Source organism: Gemella bergeri ATCC 700627, assembly GCF_000469465.1.
Taxonomy (GTDB): Bacteria; Bacillota; Bacilli; order Staphylococcales; family Gemellaceae; genus Gemella; species Gemella bergeri.
In genome coordinates this window covers 1-18,203 of sequence record NZ_KI271853.1, presented here as the reverse complement: position 1 = coordinate 18,203, position 18,203 = coordinate 1, and the positions used below count along the sequence as shown (strand labels likewise).

Below are 18,203 nucleotides of genomic sequence, written 5' to 3'. Positions count from 1 at the left end.
TTGTATCGTATTTTCAATATGTTTTCAAATTATTTCACTATTTTGCAAAATAATTTCTTAAATTGATAATTGTTTAGAAACATCGTAAATTGTTAAATCTACTTCATGTGTGTTACTGAATACATCTTCAAAACGTGTACTTACTAATCTGTTATTTTGAATACCGACAGCACGACCTGATTTTTCTGCCAGTAAAAGTTGTACCGCATAGTTTCCAAAACGTGATGCCAATACTCTATCCATTGCTGATGGTGTACCTCCACGTTGAATATGTCCTAAGATAGTACATCTAATTTCTTCACCTGTTAATTCTTTAAGTTGTGCGGCTAGAACTTGTCCACCCATAACACCTTCTGCTAAGACAATAATAGAATGTTTTTTCCCTCGTTTTTCGCCGGCTTTAATTCTGCTTACAATATCAGAAATATCTTCTCTTTTTTCAGGAATCAACAAACTTTCGCTACCTCCGGCAATACCGGCAAGAAGTGCCAAATCCCCCGCATTACGACCCATTACTTCAATAATAAACGCACGTTCATGGCTTGATGCTGTATCACGAACTTTATCAATTGCATCAACAATAGTATTAAGTGCCGTATCAAAACCGATGGTAAAATCCGTACAGCAAATATCATTGTCAATAGTTCCGGGAATACCGATTGTTTTAATAGACATCTCATTGCTAAGCTCCATCGCACCACGATAAGATCCATCTCCACCGATAACAACTAATCCGTCAATACCTAATTTTTCTAAATTTTTAATAGCTATTTGTCTAACTTTCGGATCAGCAAATTCCGGAAGACGTGCTGAATAAAGTATTGTACCACCGCGGTTAATAATACCTCCTACATCTCCGACTTCTAATTTTTTTATATTATTTTCTACTAATCCCTTATAGCCTTGGTATACTCCATAAACTTCCAATCCGTTATAAATCGCTGTTCTTACAACCGCTCGCACCGCCGCATTCATTCCCGGTGCATCGCCACCACTTGTTAAAACTGCTATTTTTTTCATGTAGTCTTACCTTCTTCCATATTTTGTATAGATTTTCATCAAATATTATACTGAATATTTTTAAATTTACTTTACAACAATATCATATTTTTTGTCTTTTTTCTAGTAAAAAATTTGTTTTGTTTGTTTTTTGTTTGTTTTTTTTACTATTTATCCTTGTATTCGATTTTGATAGGCTTATTAGGATATGTTTTCAAAAAATTATGAACAAATTCTTGTTCATTTTTTATTTTAACAGCTGTTGCTTTATTGGAGTCATTAGCCAGTAAACTTACCACCTTTATACCTTTTTCGGTTGTTTTATATTGAGAAAGTAATTCTCCAATTTCTTTGTCCGCTACCAGATAAATCTTTTTTATATTATTTATACAATATTGATTATAATTTTTTAAACTTGTTATTTTTTCGAGTATATATTGTTCACGTCCATCACGTAGTTGTTTTTTCAAAGTTACCACAGCATATTTCCCAACCGCAATAAAAGCATCGGCATATTTATAAACACTTGGGAATACAGTTACGTCATAGTCTCCTTTTCCGTCATTAACTGTTAAAAATGCCATATAGTCACCGTTTTTTGTTTTTATTTCTTTTTTTGATATTACCTCAACATAACTGTCAGCTAAATTTTTACCGATATAATGTAGTGGTAAATAAGTATAACGTTCTTTTTCAATCTGTACAGGATGTTTTAAGAAATATGTTCCTGTCGCTTCTTTTTCCATGCGAATTTTTTCTTGAATAGAATAGTCCTCTACCTCTTCTATTTTAAGCGTTAAACCACTTTCTGCATAAAGTGCATTACGAACGGTATACATATGCTTACGTGTATCTTCATAATATTCTTTTACTTTGTTCATTAATGTTGCTCTATTATACCCAAAAGTATCCAATGCTCCGGCTTTTACCAACGATACCGCCGCTTGATAATCGACTTTCCTATTCATTCTCTTTAAAAAATCGTCAATATCCAAATATTTTCCAAAGTTAAGTCTGTCTTGAACGATTTCAAAGGCACTTCGATAACCGACGTTTTTTATGGCAACAAGAGCAAAAACTATCTCATTTTTATAAACACTAAAATTTCTCAGACTAACATTAATATCGGGCTTTATTAAGTCTATTCCGAAACTGTTTAATTCTTGCTTATATTCATTTATTTTTTTCTCACTACTGATAACGTTATTTAAAAGAGCGGTCATAAAATATTTCGTATAATATACTTTCAAATACGCTAATCTGTAAGCCAACATACTATATACAACAGCATGACTTTTATTAAACCCGTAATTGGCAAACGTTACTATTAATTCGAATAAATGTCGTGCTATCTCAATATCATGACCTGCTTTTACAGTTTTTTCAATAAAAATATTACCATAATATTCTAAATCTTCTTTTTTCTTTTTTCCGACGGCACGACGCATATTGTCCGCTTCGGTAAGTGTCATATGTGCAAAATTTACCGCAATAAGCATAATTTGTTCCTGATAAACAATAACCCCATATGTATCTTTTAATATCTTCTCTAATTTTTTATGCGGGTATTCTATGCGTTCTTTACCATGTTTTCTTCTAATATAAGTTTCTATCTGTGCCATAGGCCCCGGTCTATACAGTGCATTCATAGCTACTATATCATTAAATTCCGTAGGTTGCAGTAAACATAATTTTTCTCTCATTCCGCTTGATTCAAATTGGAATATTCCTTCTGTTCTTCCTGTGGCAAAAATCTGATATACTTTTGGATCCTTATAATTAATACGTTTAATATCAAAATCCGGATTATCATGATGAATTTGTTCAACAATATTAGCAATCATAGTTAAATAACGGATACCGAGGAAATCAATTTTTAATAATCCTACATATTCTATATCATCCATCGTCCACTGTGTAATGTGTTGTGTCATATTAGATGGTGCAAGAGGAGTATATGCAACTAACGGTTTACTGTCACTAATAACGATACCTGCTGCATGTACTGACGTGTTTTTCGGTAAATTCTCCAAACCGATCGCAATACTGAACCAACGTTTATTTCTATTAGTTGAATTCACAAAATTCCTTAAAGGCTCTGATTCGTTATAACACTCTTTTAACGTACGTGTAGAACTGATATGAGTACTTATAAATTTTAATGTTTCATCATCAAATTGCAAAATACGTGCACTTTCACGCGCTGCACTTTTTGACTGAAATGTAGTAAACGTAGTAATTTGCGCTACCTTATCCGCACCATATTTTTTTTCAACATATTTTATCACTTCGTCACGACGTGTATCCTGAAAATCTATATCAATATCCGGTAACGAGATACGCTCTTTATTTAAAAAACGTTCAAATAATAAATTAAATTCTAATGGATCCGCTTCGGTAATATCTAATAAGTAACAAACTAAACTTCCCGCTGCACTGCCTCGTCCCACACCGACCAAAATATTATGTTCTTTAGCATATTTAACAAAATCATAGACAATTAAAAAATAGTCGTTAAACCCCATTTCATCTATAATTTCCAATTCATATTCATAACGTTTTTTGTACACATAAACATCTTTACCTTGCAATTTTTCTTTTGCACCTTTTAATACAAGATAAGACAAATACTCTTTTTTAGTCATCGAATTGTATATTTCTTCATGCTCTCCGTAAATATACTTAGGTAAATGGTAACCTGAAAAATCAAGACTATATTGACTACTATTTACTATGCTTTGCTGCATTTTTAAAGAACGTGTTAAAATTTCATTTTTCAAATCTGAACTATTTTGTAATAATTTTTTAAAATCTTCTTGTGTACGAACATAATGTATCCCACTTGTCACCGTTAATTCAGCAATATTAAGTTTTTTATTATCACGAATAGCACGACTTACGATTACTTGCTGATAATCCTTATTATCTATGTAATAACTCGGTTGAGTATAAACTATATTATCATAGTCGACATATATATTCTCATTGAACTGTTCATTATAACCGAAATAAAAATCGCAATTCTCAAATAGCTGATTCAAATAACTGAACTCCACACTATCATACAATTCATCCACAACTATTAATATACAATGCTCACTATTTTCTCCCATTTCCCGAGCGAATGTTTCGATATCTATCTCTTCACTGTGTTGGACCCGTGTAGCAATATCCAATAACGTATAAAACATCTGTTCCGTTTTACATAAAATATTAAATTTTAACAATTTCATACCGTACATCAATTTAACTTCTAACGCATGTATAAGTTTAATATTGTACTTATCAGCCAATTTATATGCTTTTATTGCACCGTACATATTCGGATCTGCAATAACGACTGTATGTTGATCATCGTGTACCAGCTTTTGAAATAATTCTTCTAATTTTACCGTACTATTTAGTAAATCGTATGCACTATGCACTTGTAAATTATACATATTGTTTCCTCCTTTCATCCGTAATAAAATTTATCAATTCAAAATAAAAAAATTAAATACCCTTTTTCATTATTAATTTTAAATTTTTTCTACGTTCAGCACTTTAAATTGTACTATGTAATACCACTGCTGTCAATGATTCGATCGTTTCTAAAAAACGTCTTTTATTATGTTTATTTTATAAAAAAAGACACCTATAAGCGTATTAAAATTCCAAAAAACTCTTCTTTTTATAAGAGGCGATTTGATTATTCAAGGCTTCTTAGTGTCTTTTAATTTTATTATTAGTATTTATCAATACTTTAACAACTAAATTCAATATTATCCACAGATACTTTCATTTGAAGAACAACCCATGTTTTCACCTGAAATGTTACTTTCTTCATTAAAGTAGCGATATATACGTTGATTGTCATCTCCCAAGAAATAAATCGGATTAAACTCTGTTCCAATTAACTTAGATTCAGCATCAATCAAACTTTCACATACTAGACGTCGCTTAATTGTACCTATAAAATTAGTATATCCGTTATGATCAATTATACTATGCACTGTACATTCTATTGATAACATACACTCGTCAAGCAAAGGTGCATCAACATATTTTCCAATATCATACGTTATATCTGCCATTCCGATTTTATTTTGACCGGAGTAAAAACCGCAAATTTCAACCTTATTCAAGATACTTTGACGTGGTACATTAACAGTAAATTCTTTATATTGTTCAATATTCTTTACAGCATTACTCGCGCTTGATAATGCCATTGTTATCGTATCACCCAGCGTATATGATGAACTGGATGTTGTTACATTATAATTCCATTTACTATCCTTATACCCGACTAATATTACCGGAAAACCATAATATAATTTTTTAGTTTCTATCTCTACTTTCATTTTACTAACCTCTCTTACGTATTACCTTGCGATAAATACTAACTTCTTATCCTCTGATAAACTCCCGTTATAACTATAATTATCGAAAGTTATTCCTTTTAACTGCTCTATATTTTCTACCTTTTCTTTTATCAATTTCGTTAAAAATTTTCCTCGTGCTTTTTTAGAAATTGTTGAATGAATTTTAAGTTCTCCATTTTTTTCTTCTGCAAAGATAATTTTTATAAAATCATCTCGAATACTTTTTGAAAATACCTCCTCAAATTCGTTAGATAGCAGCGAAATAACTAAACTTTGATCTTTTACATGACTGTCAAAGTTATCTCTCCACAAAAACTTTAACGTCTTATTTTCAACCACAACTTTTTGCAAAAAATCTAAACGATGTGCCGGAATAAAATCATACGGATTAATTATTCCGCATAGCGCCGTAGTTATTAACACATTTTCCTTAATATATTCAATATCACTATCATCAAAACTATCTCTTGCAATATTTCTATACATAAGTCCATTAAACAATTCCAGTGCAGGATAGAAAGAACTTCTTCTCTTTTTTAAATCTTGCCAATGTTTATATTCAATTTTTGCTTTTTCACTCTTCACTTTATATATTTTCGCTAATTCTTCTGGACTCTTATTAGCAAATTCATCTATTATTTTTATAGTATTTTGATTTAATTTTTCTAAAAAGTCATAATGTTTTATATTAAGGTTCATTTCTTTTGCTGTAGGTATTAATATTTTCACCGGTTACTACTCCATTTCCGGTAAAACCAAAAAACTATTTTCTATAAGACTTTCTATTTCCATCAAAACAAAATTTTTCTCCGTTATTTCAAGTTGCGGGTCAATAATCAATGTATTAAAATACCCTACAACAAAATCACAGTTTGCCACTTCCAACTTAAACATATACTCGCTAATTTCATCAACTAAAAATGCAATTTCTTTTAATTTTTTATCCTCATAGGTATTAGCATAATGAACTTTCTCCAAAAGTCTGCGTATTTCCATTTCCGGATATTGCTCTTTAAACCTTTCTTGAATATGTTTTGCCAGTTCAATATCTTTAAATTTTAAAACATTAACTTTCTTTTTCTCCAGCGCTCCACCTTGTTCTAATTTTTCTAATAAATGGGCTAATTTTTTATTTAAGCTACTCATTATTACTTCTCCTTAACATTTTTTATTACATTTTTTCTCATCTACTACTTATTGTATAAAAAAAAGTATAAAAGTTCTAGCTATAAGGTAAAATGTTTTCATTTTATCTTATAATTTTGACACAATCTTATTCTTCGGAAAATACCTGTGTAGCTTTTACAGCTTGACACCAACCTTTATAAAGTTTTTCACGTCTTTTGTCTGTCATATTAGGAATAAAAAGTCTTCCTGCTGAATTCAAATTTTTTATTTCTTCAATATTCTTCCAATATCCCACCGAAAGTCCTGCTAAAAATGCCGCTCCCAGTGCTGTTGTTTCCAAATTTTCCGCCCTCGCTATTTTCACACCGAGTATATCAGCTTGAAATTGTAATAAATAATCATTAAGAGCCGCTCCTCCGTCTACTTTCAAGAGAGGAATTTCTATATGTGCATCTATTTTCATAGTATCAACTATATCCCTTACCTGATAGGCGATTGATTGTAAAGTAGCTTTTACGATATCTTCTTTAGTTGATCCCCTAGTTAAACCGAACATTGCTCCGCGTGCATTAGAATTCCAATAAGGTGCTCCTAATCCGGTGAAAGCCGGCACTAAATAAATTTCATCATCACTGGTTGATTGCAGTGCTAATTTTTCACTATCCGCAGATTTTTTTATCATTTTCAGACTGTCACGAAGCCACTGAATTGCACTGCCGGCTATAAAAATAGAACCTTCCAGTGCATAATTTACCTTACCGTCTATTCCATAAGCTATGGTGGTCAATAAATTATTATTTGACAGTTCCATACGTTCCCCTGTATTCATAATAATAAACGATCCTGTTCCATAGGTATTCTTTATCATTCCTTTATCAAAAGCAAGTTGCCCGAATAATGCAGCTTGTTGATCACCTGCCATACCGCTGATAACTACTTCACCACCGTAAAAATGATAATCCGTTGTTACACCGTAAATTTCCGAGTTTGATTTTACCTCCGGCAGCATAATCTTAGGGATATTTAAAAGTTTCAATATTTCATCATCCCATTTTAATTCTTTTATATTATATAGCATCGTTCTGGCAGCATTTGTATAATCTGTTACATGAGTTCTTCCACCTGTTAATTTCCATACTAACCAAGTATCAATCGTACCAAAAAGTAATTCTCCATTTTCAGCACGTTGCTGTGCGTTTTCTACCTTATCAAGAAGCCACCTCACTTTTGTTGCAGAAAAATAGGCATCAACGACAAGTCCTGTTTTTTCATGAATCATTTTTTCAAAACCGGATTTTTTTAAGTCTTCTGCTATTTTTGCAGTTTGTCGTGATTGCCAAACTATTGCATTATAGATTGGCTCTCCGGTCTTTTTATCCCAAATAACGGTCGTTTCTCTCTGGTTTGTTATTCCGATACCCTTTATTTGTACCGGTTTTATCCCACTTTCAATAAAAACTTCTGCTATTACGGATTGAACGGAATTCCAGATAACATTTGCATCATGTTCCACCCATCCCGCTTTTGGGAAAATTTGTGGAAATTCTTTTTGACTGCTTGCCACAATCTCTGCCTTTTTATTAAAAATTATTGCCCTTGAACTCGTAGTCCCTTGATCTATTGCCATTATATACTGTTCCATATTGTTTACCTCTGCACATTATCTATATTATGATTATAGCATATCTATAATAAAATGATAACTCTACGGCTAACCATTAATAAGTAATTTTATTAAAATTTTTAGCTTTTGGTTCAGCACCTTATAGTTGTTACTCCGCTTTTAGATAAGATAATAAGTATTATAAATAACTCATGAAAAATCTTAATCACTATATTATTAAATAATAACAAAACCTTAATCTCAAGCATTTGCAAACATTCTCAAAAATATTTCATATTCTCTCTTTTAAGTTGATTTATTTTTAAATATATATTATCATTATGGTAGTACATATATTCATATGTATATAAATTAAAATATTGGAGGATATTATGAAAAAATCTATTAAACGTATTTTATTCTTATTCACTACTATGCTATTGACAGTAGTTCTTGCTGCGTGTAGTTCAGGTGGCGGTGGCACTAAAACTATTTCTTCACAAGAAGCTGTGGATAAATATGTTGAGGCGGCTAAAAATATTAAAAGTGCAAAATTCACTTCTGATATCAATGTGAAAATGACTAACAATAACACAACACGAGAAGTTATCATGAAGATGAACGGATCAGTAACAACTGAACCTCTAAGTTTATTGGTAGATTCAGAATCAAAAATAGCGACTCAAAGCCAAAAAATGTCAATATACCTTAAAGATAATGTACTATATGCAAAACAAGGCAGCCAAACTAATTGGTCTAAACTTCCAATCAGTGGAACATTCCAAAAACAAATTGAATCATTAAAAAATGTCGGCAATACTGAAGATGCATTAAATTATTACAAAAATAATGCTAATGACTTTAAAGTAGAAGCACAAGGTGACAATTATGTATTATCTTATTCAGGCAATGATGAAAAATTCAAAGAGTTATTAAAAACTTCTGTTAAAACTACAGGGCAAAATATTAACAATTTAGATAGCGTTGATATAAAAAATGCTTCTTTCAAAATTACTGTTAAAAAATCAGATTTCCAACCGGTTACATCTGAACTTTCAGTAGAAATTTCTCAAAAAGATAAACCTGAAAATAATTACAAAATGGATATAAAATATACCTTCTCTGACATTAACTCAACAACAGTTCCTACACCTGAAGGTATAAAATAATAAATGATATTATCTTTCAACAATGGGACTCTCCTTTTTAGGAAAGTCCCATTGTTTTTTTTAATTTATCTGTTTTCTTCTTGTCATAAAGTGGATAAATGCTATTATCCCCCCGGATATTATTAAATAAATAATATCTTTTATAAGAAGTGGTGTAAAATAATTTTTCAATATAAAAATATTAACAAATACACCTGCTAGGGCGGTTAAACTAAGGAGTGTCAATAACCCAATTTTATACTTATTAAATGGTGTACTTACCTTCGCTACCATACAAAGCCCGTTAATCAGTGCTAAGATAAAACAGATAAATTTCACCTGACTTGAATCGGTTAAAATAAAATTTGTAAGTAGAACGGTCAAAACTAATGTCCCGCCACCAATTACCGCACTGGTTAAAACATCTTTCATAAAATTGTTACTAACTTTTTCCTTATTCGCTTCAAATGTTAAAAAGAATGAAGGTACACCTATAGTAATGGCGGAAATAATAGTAAATTGTATAGGTATAAAAGTAAATTCTAAAGCAAAAATAACACTCAGCACTGAGAATACGATTGAAAAGAATGTTTTCGTCAAAAATAGTGATGCTACTTTTTGGATATTATTAATAACACGTCTTCCTTCCATTAAGATGTCATAAAAAACACCAAAATCATCTGTTAAAAATACTATATTTGAAACACTCTTCGCCGCACTTGTCGCTCCGTTCATCGCAAAGCTGATATCTGATTTTTTAAGTGCCAAAACATCATTAACACCGTCACCACTCATAGCAACAGTTTTTTTATTTCTCTGAAGGACTTCAACCATTTTTTTCTTCTGCTCAGGTGTTACCCTACCGAAAATATCATTAGCTAATACCACACTTTCAAAATCTTCTTCGGTTACTGTTGTCATATCAATAGCTTTTGCTTCTTGTTTAAAACCCGCTTTTAGTGCTACTCCTAAAACAGCTTTGTGATTATCTCCGCTTATGATTTTTACTTCAACACCTTGACTTTCAAAATACTTAAATGTTTCTTTGGTATTTTCTTTTATTTCATCAGATAGCACTACATGCCCAACTAACTTCATATTAATCGGAACTTCCGTTTTATCGGCAGTATAACCTAATGATAAAATTCTAAATCCTTGTTCTTTTAAATTTTCATAGTAAGGGGTCATTTTTTCTTTAAAACTTAAAAATTCATATGCCCCGAAAAAATATGTACCTCCGTTTTTCAGCTGAATATAGGAGTATTTATTTTTACTGGAAAATGCTCCTATACTTTCTACTTCCCACTCTTTTTTACAGTTCAAATATTTTTTTAAAGCCTTTGATGTCGCATTCTCATCATCAAAATAAGCTAAATAGCTTGGCAGTTTCTCCTTTACTTCTTTATCAATTTCTACCACATTCATATTACCGGTAGTTATTGTCCCTGTTTTATCAAAACAAAGAACATCAACACGTGCTAAAGTTTCAACGCAATATAATTCTTGAACAAGAACTTTTTTCTTGGCAAGTTTCATAGCAGCAACAGCAAGTGATACACTAACCAATAATATTAATCCCTCCGGTACCATTCCAACTAAAGCACCGGCACTTTTTAAAACTATATCAACATAAGAACGCCCTAAATAATAACCACGAGTATATAAAAGTATAGCTGTAGGTATTAAAAGTACAGAAATAACTTTTAATATCGTATCCATATAATCACGCAATTTCGATGGATATTTTTTAAATTCTTTTGTTCTTTTAGCAAGTTTGTTAATATAGCTGTCTTCACCTACTGCCGTTACTTCTACCAAACAACTACCGCTAACAACATTACTTCCGCTCATTAAATTATCATTAATTGTTTTATAAATATTATCACTTTCTCCGGTTAAAAGCGATTCATCTACTTCTATACTACCGGTTATTATTTTTCCATCGCATGGAACTTGATCACCTAAATTCAGATGAAGATATTCCCCCAAAACTATTTCTTCAACGGTAACTTCAATAACCCTATTATCCCTATTTACTCTGTACTTACTTCTACCTAACAAACTCAATTCTTCTAAAGCATTTTTTGATTTCACTTCTTGGTAAATTCCTATTGCTGTATTAATCGCAATAACCCCAACAAAAAGTAAATTTTCAAATCTCAATGTCGTAGCCACAAAAATCGCAAGCACCAAGATCATTCCATTAAAGAAAGTAAAAATATTAGAAAAAATAATCTCTTTAGTTGTTTTATAAGGCTTTATATTACTAATATTTTTTTTTGAGTTTTGTACTTGTTCACCGGTTAGATACTTCATACTTCCTCCATATATATATTATTATTGTAAACTATACCATACTCTTTATTCTAAACAATACCATTGTAACTCCTGTAACTTATATTTACGTTAAATAGTAGTTTTTTATCTTAGAAAAAATAATTAGCGCGGATTTTCTACCCGTACTAATTATTATACACTCAAATTACTTCAGTATTTTCTTTTTAAATCACCGTCTTAATTATCTATCTTTGAATATATTTTTCTACGGGATAATCACCAGGTTCCAGTGTTAACTTGCCATTTAAAATAAGTTGTGCAACATTATAACCTATTATAGGTCCTGTTGTTAAGCCTGAAGAACCCAAACCGCTAATTGCATAAACATTTTTTAATGTCGGTACTTCCCCGAAAAATGGAGAAAAATCTGAAGTATATGCTCTTATCCCCACACGTTCATTAATAATTTCAGCTTCCTTTAAATCATTTAAAAATTGCTCCGCTTCTTTTCCGAAATTATCAAGTTGAACTTTATCAACATTAAGATCAAAACCTTTATCATTTTCGTGTGTTGCCCCTACGCTAACTATACCGTCTTCAAATGGAATAATATCAAGCTCCCCTTCAGGCATAATTACCGGATACTCTCCTGTATTTGAATCTTTTATTTTATAATCTCTCAGTTGTCCTTTTTGAGGTCTTATATCAACATTAAAACCTAAAGGTGCCAAAATATCATCAAGCCATGCTCCTACTGCGAGAACAACAATGTCAAATTTACTGCCATCAATTATATACTTATCTTCTTCTATTTTTAAACTAACTTTTTTATTAATAATCTCTGCTTTTGAGGCATTAAGTAATATTTTTACAAATCGTTCTCCCTCTACCCTTGCTCCACCACCGGCGTACAATACATCTCCATTATTATCAAAACTAGGTATTCTTTCTTTTACTTTTTCTTTAGAAATTATTTTTAATTCTCCTATCATTGGAGAAAGTTTTTTTCTACTTTCTGCCAATTGTTTTAATTCCGGAAGTTTGTCTTCAGACTTTTTCAATAAATAAACCCCACACTGTGAGTAAAAATTAGTTTCAAAATTATTTTTTTGCAAATCTTCCACTAATTCAGGGTAAAAATCCGCACCAAGTCTTGCCATAGTATACCATGATTTATTACGGCGTTTTGAAAACCATGGGCTTATTATACCGGCTGATGCTTTTGTTGCCTGTCCCTTTCCATAATCAAATACCGTTAATTCTATATCGTTATTTTTTGATAAATAATAGGCACAAGTTGCACCTACTATTCCACCACCTACTATTGCTACTTTCATAATATACCTCCTTTTACAGATAAAAATACTATAATTATTTTCATTACTATCCAAAATATAAACTGATGTTCAAACACCACTTTGGGAGAAAACTTATAGTAAATTAATAACCTGCTGTATCCGGTTATTAATAAATTTAACTAAAATTTTAATTTTTGAAATAACTCACTATATTTCAAAAATCCAATGAAAAATTAATCTCTTATACCCTTACTCTTTACATTTTTCAACTATTTTTTTTATTTTTTTGTTAAATTCTCTACGTGGCATCATTATATTATTATCACATTTAAGACATTTAATTTTTATATCCGCCCCCATTCGCGTTATCTTCCAACGGTTAGTACCACACGGATGTTTTTTTTTCATCTCAACAATATCATTTAAATCATATTCCATTTCTTACTCCTCCACTTTTCCTCTTGTTGTCAATGCTATTCCAAATTCATTATAAAAATCTCGTCTTAGCATAGTTTCTATTTCTTGCTTCTTCCCAATTTTAGCTTTCCCCACTATCGAAATTGTAACAATATTATCCGCTATTTTCTCTATACAATCAATATGTAATTTATCATTTTTATATATCAATTTATGATAACTATCATCACTATTCACCTTATTTAAAAGTTTTTCGACTCTATTCTCTGTTTCTTCCATCGTACTCGTTATTTGTATCGAAAACTGAAGTACAGCCAAATTATACGTCAATGAATAATTAATAACTTGATTAATAGTGCCGTTTGGTATAAAGTATATTTCTCCATTATTTGAGCGAATTTTGGTTGAACGTAATCCTAATGCCATTACATATCCCCCTGCAATAAATGCACCTTGATTGTAAATTTTTACGTTATCCCCAACATCAAATTGACCTTCAAGTATAATAAAAAAACCCGATATAATATCCTTTACCAAACTTTGTGCCCCGAAACCTATTGCAACACTCGCAATCCCCGCACTTGCCACAATACTTGTCGTATTTATACCAAGTGCCGACAACATTTGAAAAAATGCTATAAAGTAAATTATATATCTTGCACAACTTTTTACCAGTTTATGCAATGTTTCAGAACGCTTTTCATTAATTTTTATATTAAAACGTTTATTAGCATTTTCCTTTGTTGTCATTATATAATCAATTACTTTATTACAAAATTTTACGCCAATAGATGCCAACACAATTATTAACATTATGACAATTATCTTTTCAAATATAACAAAAACAAAATCAGTATTATTAAATGTCTGTTGTACTTTTTCTATTAACTTAACCATTATTATTCATCCTTAAAGAGTGCAATAATACGTTCAAATTCATCATTATCTTTAAATTCTATTTCAATTTTCCCTTTTTTATTGCGATTTTGTTTAATTGTAACAATAGTACCTAAACGACGTTTTAAAATATTTTCCTGCTCTTCTATAAAGATGTCTTTCGACTTAGTCGAAATTTTCTTAGGATTCGAAAGACGTACTATATACTCCTCTAATTCTCTTACCGACATCTTGCGTGCAATAACACGTTCACATATTTCTAACATTCGTTCTTTATTTTTTATTGAAAGAAGTGTTCTAGCGTGAGCCGTACTTATAACACCGTTTTCCAGATAATCTTTAATCTTCTGCGGCAATTTCAATAAACGTAAACTATTTGCAATATACGGTCTACTTTTTCCGAGCTGTTTAGCCAACTCCTCTTGAGTTAGTTTCATTTTATCCATTAAGTTACGATAACTGTTGGATTCTTCCAATGCGGACAAATCTTCACGTTGTAAATTTTCTAAAACGCTAAAAATCATCATCTCGTCATCAGTCATCTCTTTTACTATTGCAGGTATAGTTTCTTTTTCTAATTGTTCGAATGCACGAAAACGACGTTCTCCGGCAATAATATAATAACCTTTTACCGCTTTTTTTACAATAATTGGTTGCAATAATCCGTTTTTAGTAATTGATTCTTTTAGTTCATCAAGTTTATCCTGATTAAATATTGTACGAGGTTGATACGGATTTTTTTTTATATCTTCTAATTTTAACTCAATAACAGCTGAATTATCTGCTAATATTTCCACTTTTTCTGTTGCAAAAATAGCATCTAAACCTCGTCCTAATCCTTTACCCTGTTTTTTAACCACGTTCAATCACCTCTTTTGCCAATGCTATATATTGTTTTGCACCGTTTGAATTTTTTGCGTATTCAATAATCGGTTCTCCAAAGCTTGGTGCTTCACTTAAACGTACTGTACGTGAAATAACAGTTTCGAATACTTTTCCTTTAAAATGTTCTCTTACTTGTTCTCCTACTTGGTTAGAAATATTTGTTCTACTATCCGTCATTGTCAGTAAAACACCAAAAATATCCAAGTGTGAGTTTAGATGTTTTCGCACAATATTAAATGTATTCATCAGTTGACTTAACCCCTCTAAAGCATAATATTCCGTTTGAACAGGAATAATCACTCCATCGGCAGCCGTTAGTGAATTTAAGGTAATAAGACCTAATGACGGCGGACAATCTATTATTATATAATCATATTGATCTTTTATATCAGCAATAGCATTTTTCATACGTTGCTCACGACTAATTGCAGATACCAATTCAACTTCTGCACCTGCTAACGCAATACTTGACGGCACAATATCTAAATTTTCATAATCTGTTTTTAATATTACTTCATTAATATCCACTTCATCAACAAGAATATTATAAATAGACGACTTTACATCATTTTTATCAATACCGATACCGCTTGTTGCATTGGCTTGCGGGTCTGTATCAATAAGCAATACTTTTTTCTTTAAATATGCTAAAGATGCCGCTGTATTAATTGATGAAGTCGTTTTCCCAACTCCACCTTTTTGATTACAAATTGCTATTATTTTCATTATTTACCTCTTTTCTTATAACGTGGAACTGTTACGGTGATAACCACATTTTCCATAGTTTCGTCTTCTTCTTTGTTTAAATCAATATTATATTTTTCTTCAAGTTTAGCTATTTCCTTCGATAGCTTAGCTATTATTTTCTGTGCATCATAACCGACACGGGAATTATCCACTGTCTTATTATCATTCTTAATTTTTAGATAAGTTTCAATTTTTTCTTCTGTTTGTGACACATTTAGATTTTGACTTAGTATTTGCGTTAAAATTTGCTCCTGTGCTTTGGCATCTAACTTAACCATTGCTCTACCATGTCGTTCAGTTATTTTTTTTGAATTAATTGCTTTAATAACTTTATCGCTAAGTTTTAACAACCTTATTTTATTTGCTACAGTAGCCTGAGTTTTTCCAAGAGATTTAGCAAGTTCTTCTTGGGTTAGCCTATTTATATTAAGCAATTTCTGATAAGCGTATGCTTCTTCAATAGGTGTAAGTTCCTCACGTTGAATATTTTCAATAAGCGCCAACGTTGCCATTTGATCATCTGTTAATTCTTTAACAATTGCTTTAGTTGTAGCTAAGTTTAAATACTTAATTGCCCTTAAACGTCTTTCTCCTGCGATAAGTTCGTAGAAACCATTCCCCATATCTCTAACGGTAATCGACTGTAATAACCCGTTTTGTTTTATTGATTCTGCAAGTTCCTTAATTTTTTCTTCCGTAAACTCTCTTCTCGGTTGATATTTATTCGGCACTATATTTTCTACTCTAATCTCTCTTAACACATCATCATCAGAAATTCCAACCTTTTCAGCCCTATGAGTTAAATCATATAACTTACTGAATGGTTTTACACTCTCTGTCATATTATACCTCCTAAAAAATCTTTTACACTATAACGATAACATATTTAAGAATTTTTGTCAAAATTATTTCCCAAGAATAATTTATTAAAAATCTAGTAAACTAGCCTATAAAAGAAAATATTTCCTAACTTTGAGAATTCAATAAAACAACAAAAAAAGGTGCAACCATTGCTGATTACACCTTCATTATTACAGGGACGGCAGGAATCGAACCCACACCAAAGGTTTTGGAGACCTTTGTTCTACCGTTAAACTACGTCCCTAAATAATGGTGGGAAGAAGTGGATTCGAACCACTGAACCCTAAGGAACGGATTTACAGTCCGTCGCGTTTAGCCTCTTCGCTATCTTCCCTACGCTAAAATGCCGGCCAGAGGACTTGAACCCCCGACCTACTGATTACAAGTCAGTTGCTCTACCAACTGAGCTAGGCCGGCAACATGGTGCCTCGAGACAGAGTCGAACTGCCGACACATGGAGCTTCAATCCATTGCTCTACCAACTGAGCTATCGAGGCAAATATTTATTTTTTTGCATAAAAAAATGGCGGTCCCGACGGGAATCGAACCCGCGATCTCCTGCGTGACAGGCAGGCGTGATAACCGCTACACCACGGGACCTAAATAAAAAATTGCGGGAGATGGATTTGAACCATCGACCTTTGGGTTATGAGCCCAACGAGCTGCCAGACTGCTCCATCCCGCGATAATAAAAATGGAGGAGGAAAGGGGATTCGAACCCCTGCGAGCTTTTACACTCCTGTCGGTTTTCAAGACCGATCCCTTCAGCCGGACTTGGGTATTCCTCCTAAATATGGTGGACTCTGCAGGACTCGAACCTGCGACCGATCGGTTATGAGCCGATAGCTCTAACCAACTGAGCTAAGAGTCCGTGTTCCTTTAGAATTCACTAACATTTTATTGGTGGCGGCAGAGGGGATCGAACCCCCGACCTTACGGGTATGAACCGTACGCTCTAGCCAGCTGAGCTACGCCGCCAATAAAGGCTTTAAATTCAATTCTATAAATGGTGGAGCCTAGCGGGATCGAACCGCTGACCTCCTGCGTGCAAAGCAGGCGCTCTCCCAGCTGAGCTAAGGCCCCTAAATATTTTTAAAATGGTCGGGAAGACAGGATTCGAACCTGCGACCCCTTGGTCCCAAACCAAGTGCTCTACCAAGCTGAGCTACTTCCCGTAGTTATGGCGCGCCCAAGAGGAGTCGAACCCCTAACCTTTTGATCCGTAGTCAAACGCTCTATCCAATTGAGCTATGGGCGCTAATATAATGATGCCGAGGACCGGAATCGAACCGGTACGGTATTTCTACCGCAGGATTTTAAGTCCTGTGCGTCTGCCAGTTCCGCCACCCCGGCATTATATTAACAAATAATTGGAGCGAAAGACGGGATTCGAACCCGCGACCCTCACCTTGGCAAGGTGATGTTCTACCCCTGAACTACTTTCGCGAATTTAAGAATGGTGCGGGTGAAGGGAGTCGAACCCCCACGCCGTGAGGCGCTAGATCCTAAGTCTAGTGCGTCTGCCAGTTCCGCCACACCCGCAAAAGAATGGTGAGCCATGAAGGACTCGAACCTTCGACCC

Annotated in this window: 14 protein-coding genes and 15 tRNA genes; 1 reads left to right on the top strand and 28 read right to left on the bottom strand. The window is 32.6% G+C overall.

All coding sequences use genetic code 11. From position 1 onward, the window contains the following. Nucleotides 1-57 precede the first annotated feature (57 nt). The 6 genes from pfkA to glpK form a co-directional block, all read right to left on the bottom strand. Nucleotides 58-1,020 (bottom strand): 6-phosphofructokinase, encoded by a 963-nt coding sequence (pfkA, locus tag HMPREF1983_RS05140; protein ID WP_021753226.1) that lies wholly within the window; start codon nt 1,018-1,020, stop codon nt 58-60. Nucleotides 1,021-1,166: 146 nt separating this feature from the next. Beyond that, entirely contained in the window at nt 1,167-4,439 is a 3,273-nt protein-coding gene (locus tag HMPREF1983_RS05135; protein ID WP_040461082.1) for a DNA polymerase III subunit alpha, read from the bottom strand. A 321-nt stretch (nt 4,440-4,760) separates the two neighbouring features. Continuing rightward, nucleotides 4,761-5,339, bottom strand: a complete 579-nt coding sequence (locus HMPREF1983_RS05130; RefSeq protein WP_021753224.1) for a flavin reductase family protein — start codon at nt 5,337-5,339, stop codon at nt 4,761-4,763. A gap of 21 nt (nt 5,340-5,360) precedes the next feature. Next, on the bottom strand, nt 5,361-6,089 hold the full coding sequence (gene yaaA, locus HMPREF1983_RS05125) for a peroxide stress protein YaaA (protein WP_021753223.1): 729 nt from the start codon (nt 6,087-6,089) through the stop codon (nt 5,361-5,363). 6 nt (nt 6,090-6,095) lie between these two features. Further along, nucleotides 6,096-6,506 (bottom strand): hypothetical protein, encoded by a 411-nt coding sequence (locus tag HMPREF1983_RS05120; RefSeq protein WP_021753222.1) that lies wholly within the window; start codon nt 6,504-6,506, stop codon nt 6,096-6,098. 127 nt (nt 6,507-6,633) lie between these two features. Then, entirely contained in the window at nt 6,634-8,130 is a 1,497-nt protein-coding gene (glpK, locus tag HMPREF1983_RS05115) for a glycerol kinase GlpK (protein ID WP_021753221.1), read from the bottom strand. A 353-nt stretch (nt 8,131-8,483) separates the two neighbouring features. Between glpK and HMPREF1983_RS05110 the strand changes: the two genes are divergently transcribed. Next, nucleotides 8,484-9,260 carry a DUF6612 family protein gene (locus HMPREF1983_RS05110; RefSeq protein WP_021753220.1) on the top strand — a complete coding sequence of 259 codons (777 nt, stop codon included), beginning with the start codon at nt 8,484-8,486 and terminating at the stop codon, nt 9,258-9,260. A 60-nt stretch (nt 9,261-9,320) separates the two neighbouring features. On the opposite strand, the gene HMPREF1983_RS05105 is transcribed toward HMPREF1983_RS05110, so the two are convergent. The 22 genes from HMPREF1983_RS05105 to HMPREF1983_RS05000 form a co-directional block, all read right to left on the bottom strand. Continuing rightward, a complete protein-coding gene (locus HMPREF1983_RS05105) occupies nt 9,321-11,555 on the bottom strand; it encodes an HAD-IC family P-type ATPase (protein WP_021753219.1) in 2,235 nt (744 codons plus the stop codon). Nucleotides 11,556-11,761: 206 nt separating this feature from the next. Further along, nucleotides 11,762-12,853, bottom strand: a complete 1,092-nt coding sequence (locus HMPREF1983_RS05100) for an NAD(P)/FAD-dependent oxidoreductase (protein ID WP_021753218.1) — start codon at nt 12,851-12,853, stop codon at nt 11,762-11,764. Between the two features lie 210 nt (nt 12,854-13,063). After that, complete coding sequence (locus tag HMPREF1983_RS05095) at nt 13,064-13,252, bottom strand: DUF951 domain-containing protein (RefSeq protein ID WP_021753217.1); 189 nt, start codon at nt 13,250-13,252, stop codon at nt 13,064-13,066. A 3-nt stretch (nt 13,253-13,255) separates the two neighbouring features. Beyond that, on the bottom strand, nt 13,256-14,128 hold the full coding sequence (locus HMPREF1983_RS05090; protein ID WP_021753216.1) for a mechanosensitive ion channel family protein: 873 nt from the start codon (nt 14,126-14,128) through the stop codon (nt 13,256-13,258). A 2-nt stretch (nt 14,129-14,130) separates the two neighbouring features. Beyond that, nucleotides 14,131-14,988, bottom strand: coding sequence for a ParB/RepB/Spo0J family partition protein (locus tag HMPREF1983_RS05085; protein ID WP_021753215.1), 858 nt, complete (start codon nt 14,986-14,988; stop codon nt 14,131-14,133). Further along, a complete protein-coding gene (locus HMPREF1983_RS05080) occupies nt 14,981-15,742 on the bottom strand; it encodes a ParA family protein (protein ID WP_174222381.1) in 762 nt (253 codons plus the stop codon). Before HMPREF1983_RS05080 ends, HMPREF1983_RS05085 begins: the two co-directional genes overlap by 8 nt. After that, nucleotides 15,739-16,602 carry a ParB/RepB/Spo0J family partition protein gene (locus HMPREF1983_RS05075; RefSeq protein ID WP_021753213.1) on the bottom strand — a complete coding sequence of 288 codons (864 nt, stop codon included), beginning with the start codon at nt 16,600-16,602 and terminating at the stop codon, nt 15,739-15,741. The genes HMPREF1983_RS05080 and HMPREF1983_RS05075 overlap by 4 nt, the downstream gene beginning before the upstream one ends. Nucleotides 16,603-16,794: 192 nt before the next feature. Next, nucleotides 16,795-16,865, bottom strand: a tRNA-Trp gene (locus HMPREF1983_RS05070). A gap of 6 nt (nt 16,866-16,871) precedes the next feature. Further along, nucleotides 16,872-16,955, bottom strand: a tRNA-Tyr gene (locus HMPREF1983_RS05065). A gap of 10 nt (nt 16,956-16,965) precedes the next feature. Continuing rightward, a tRNA-Thr gene (locus HMPREF1983_RS05060) sits at nt 16,966-17,038 on the bottom strand. A gap of 4 nt (nt 17,039-17,042) precedes the next feature. Beyond that, nucleotides 17,043-17,118: transfer RNA gene (locus HMPREF1983_RS05055), tRNA-Phe, on the bottom strand. A gap of 27 nt (nt 17,119-17,145) precedes the next feature. Further along, nucleotides 17,146-17,221, bottom strand: a tRNA-Asp gene (locus HMPREF1983_RS05050). An 11-nt stretch (nt 17,222-17,232) separates the two neighbouring features. Further along, nucleotides 17,233-17,306 (bottom strand) — tRNA-Met (locus HMPREF1983_RS05045). A gap of 10 nt (nt 17,307-17,316) precedes the next feature. Then, nucleotides 17,317-17,409 (bottom strand) — tRNA-Ser (locus HMPREF1983_RS05040). A 6-nt stretch (nt 17,410-17,415) separates the two neighbouring features. Beyond that, nucleotides 17,416-17,492, bottom strand: a tRNA-Ile gene (locus tag HMPREF1983_RS05035). A gap of 30 nt (nt 17,493-17,522) precedes the next feature. Then, nucleotides 17,523-17,599: transfer RNA gene (locus HMPREF1983_RS05030), tRNA-Met, on the bottom strand. A gap of 29 nt (nt 17,600-17,628) precedes the next feature. Further along, nucleotides 17,629-17,704, bottom strand: a tRNA-Ala gene (locus HMPREF1983_RS05025). 15 nt (nt 17,705-17,719) lie between these two features. Next, nucleotides 17,720-17,796 (bottom strand) — tRNA-Pro (locus HMPREF1983_RS05020). A 6-nt stretch (nt 17,797-17,802) separates the two neighbouring features. Beyond that, a tRNA-Arg gene (locus HMPREF1983_RS05015) sits at nt 17,803-17,879 on the bottom strand. Nucleotides 17,880-17,890: 11 nt separating this feature from the next. Further along, nucleotides 17,891-17,974, bottom strand: a tRNA-Leu gene (locus HMPREF1983_RS05010). 18 nt (nt 17,975-17,992) lie between these two features. Then, a tRNA-Gly gene (locus tag HMPREF1983_RS05005) sits at nt 17,993-18,067 on the bottom strand. A gap of 11 nt (nt 18,068-18,078) precedes the next feature. Further along, nucleotides 18,079-18,163 (bottom strand) — tRNA-Leu (locus tag HMPREF1983_RS05000). Nucleotides 18,164-18,203 lie beyond the last annotated feature (40 nt).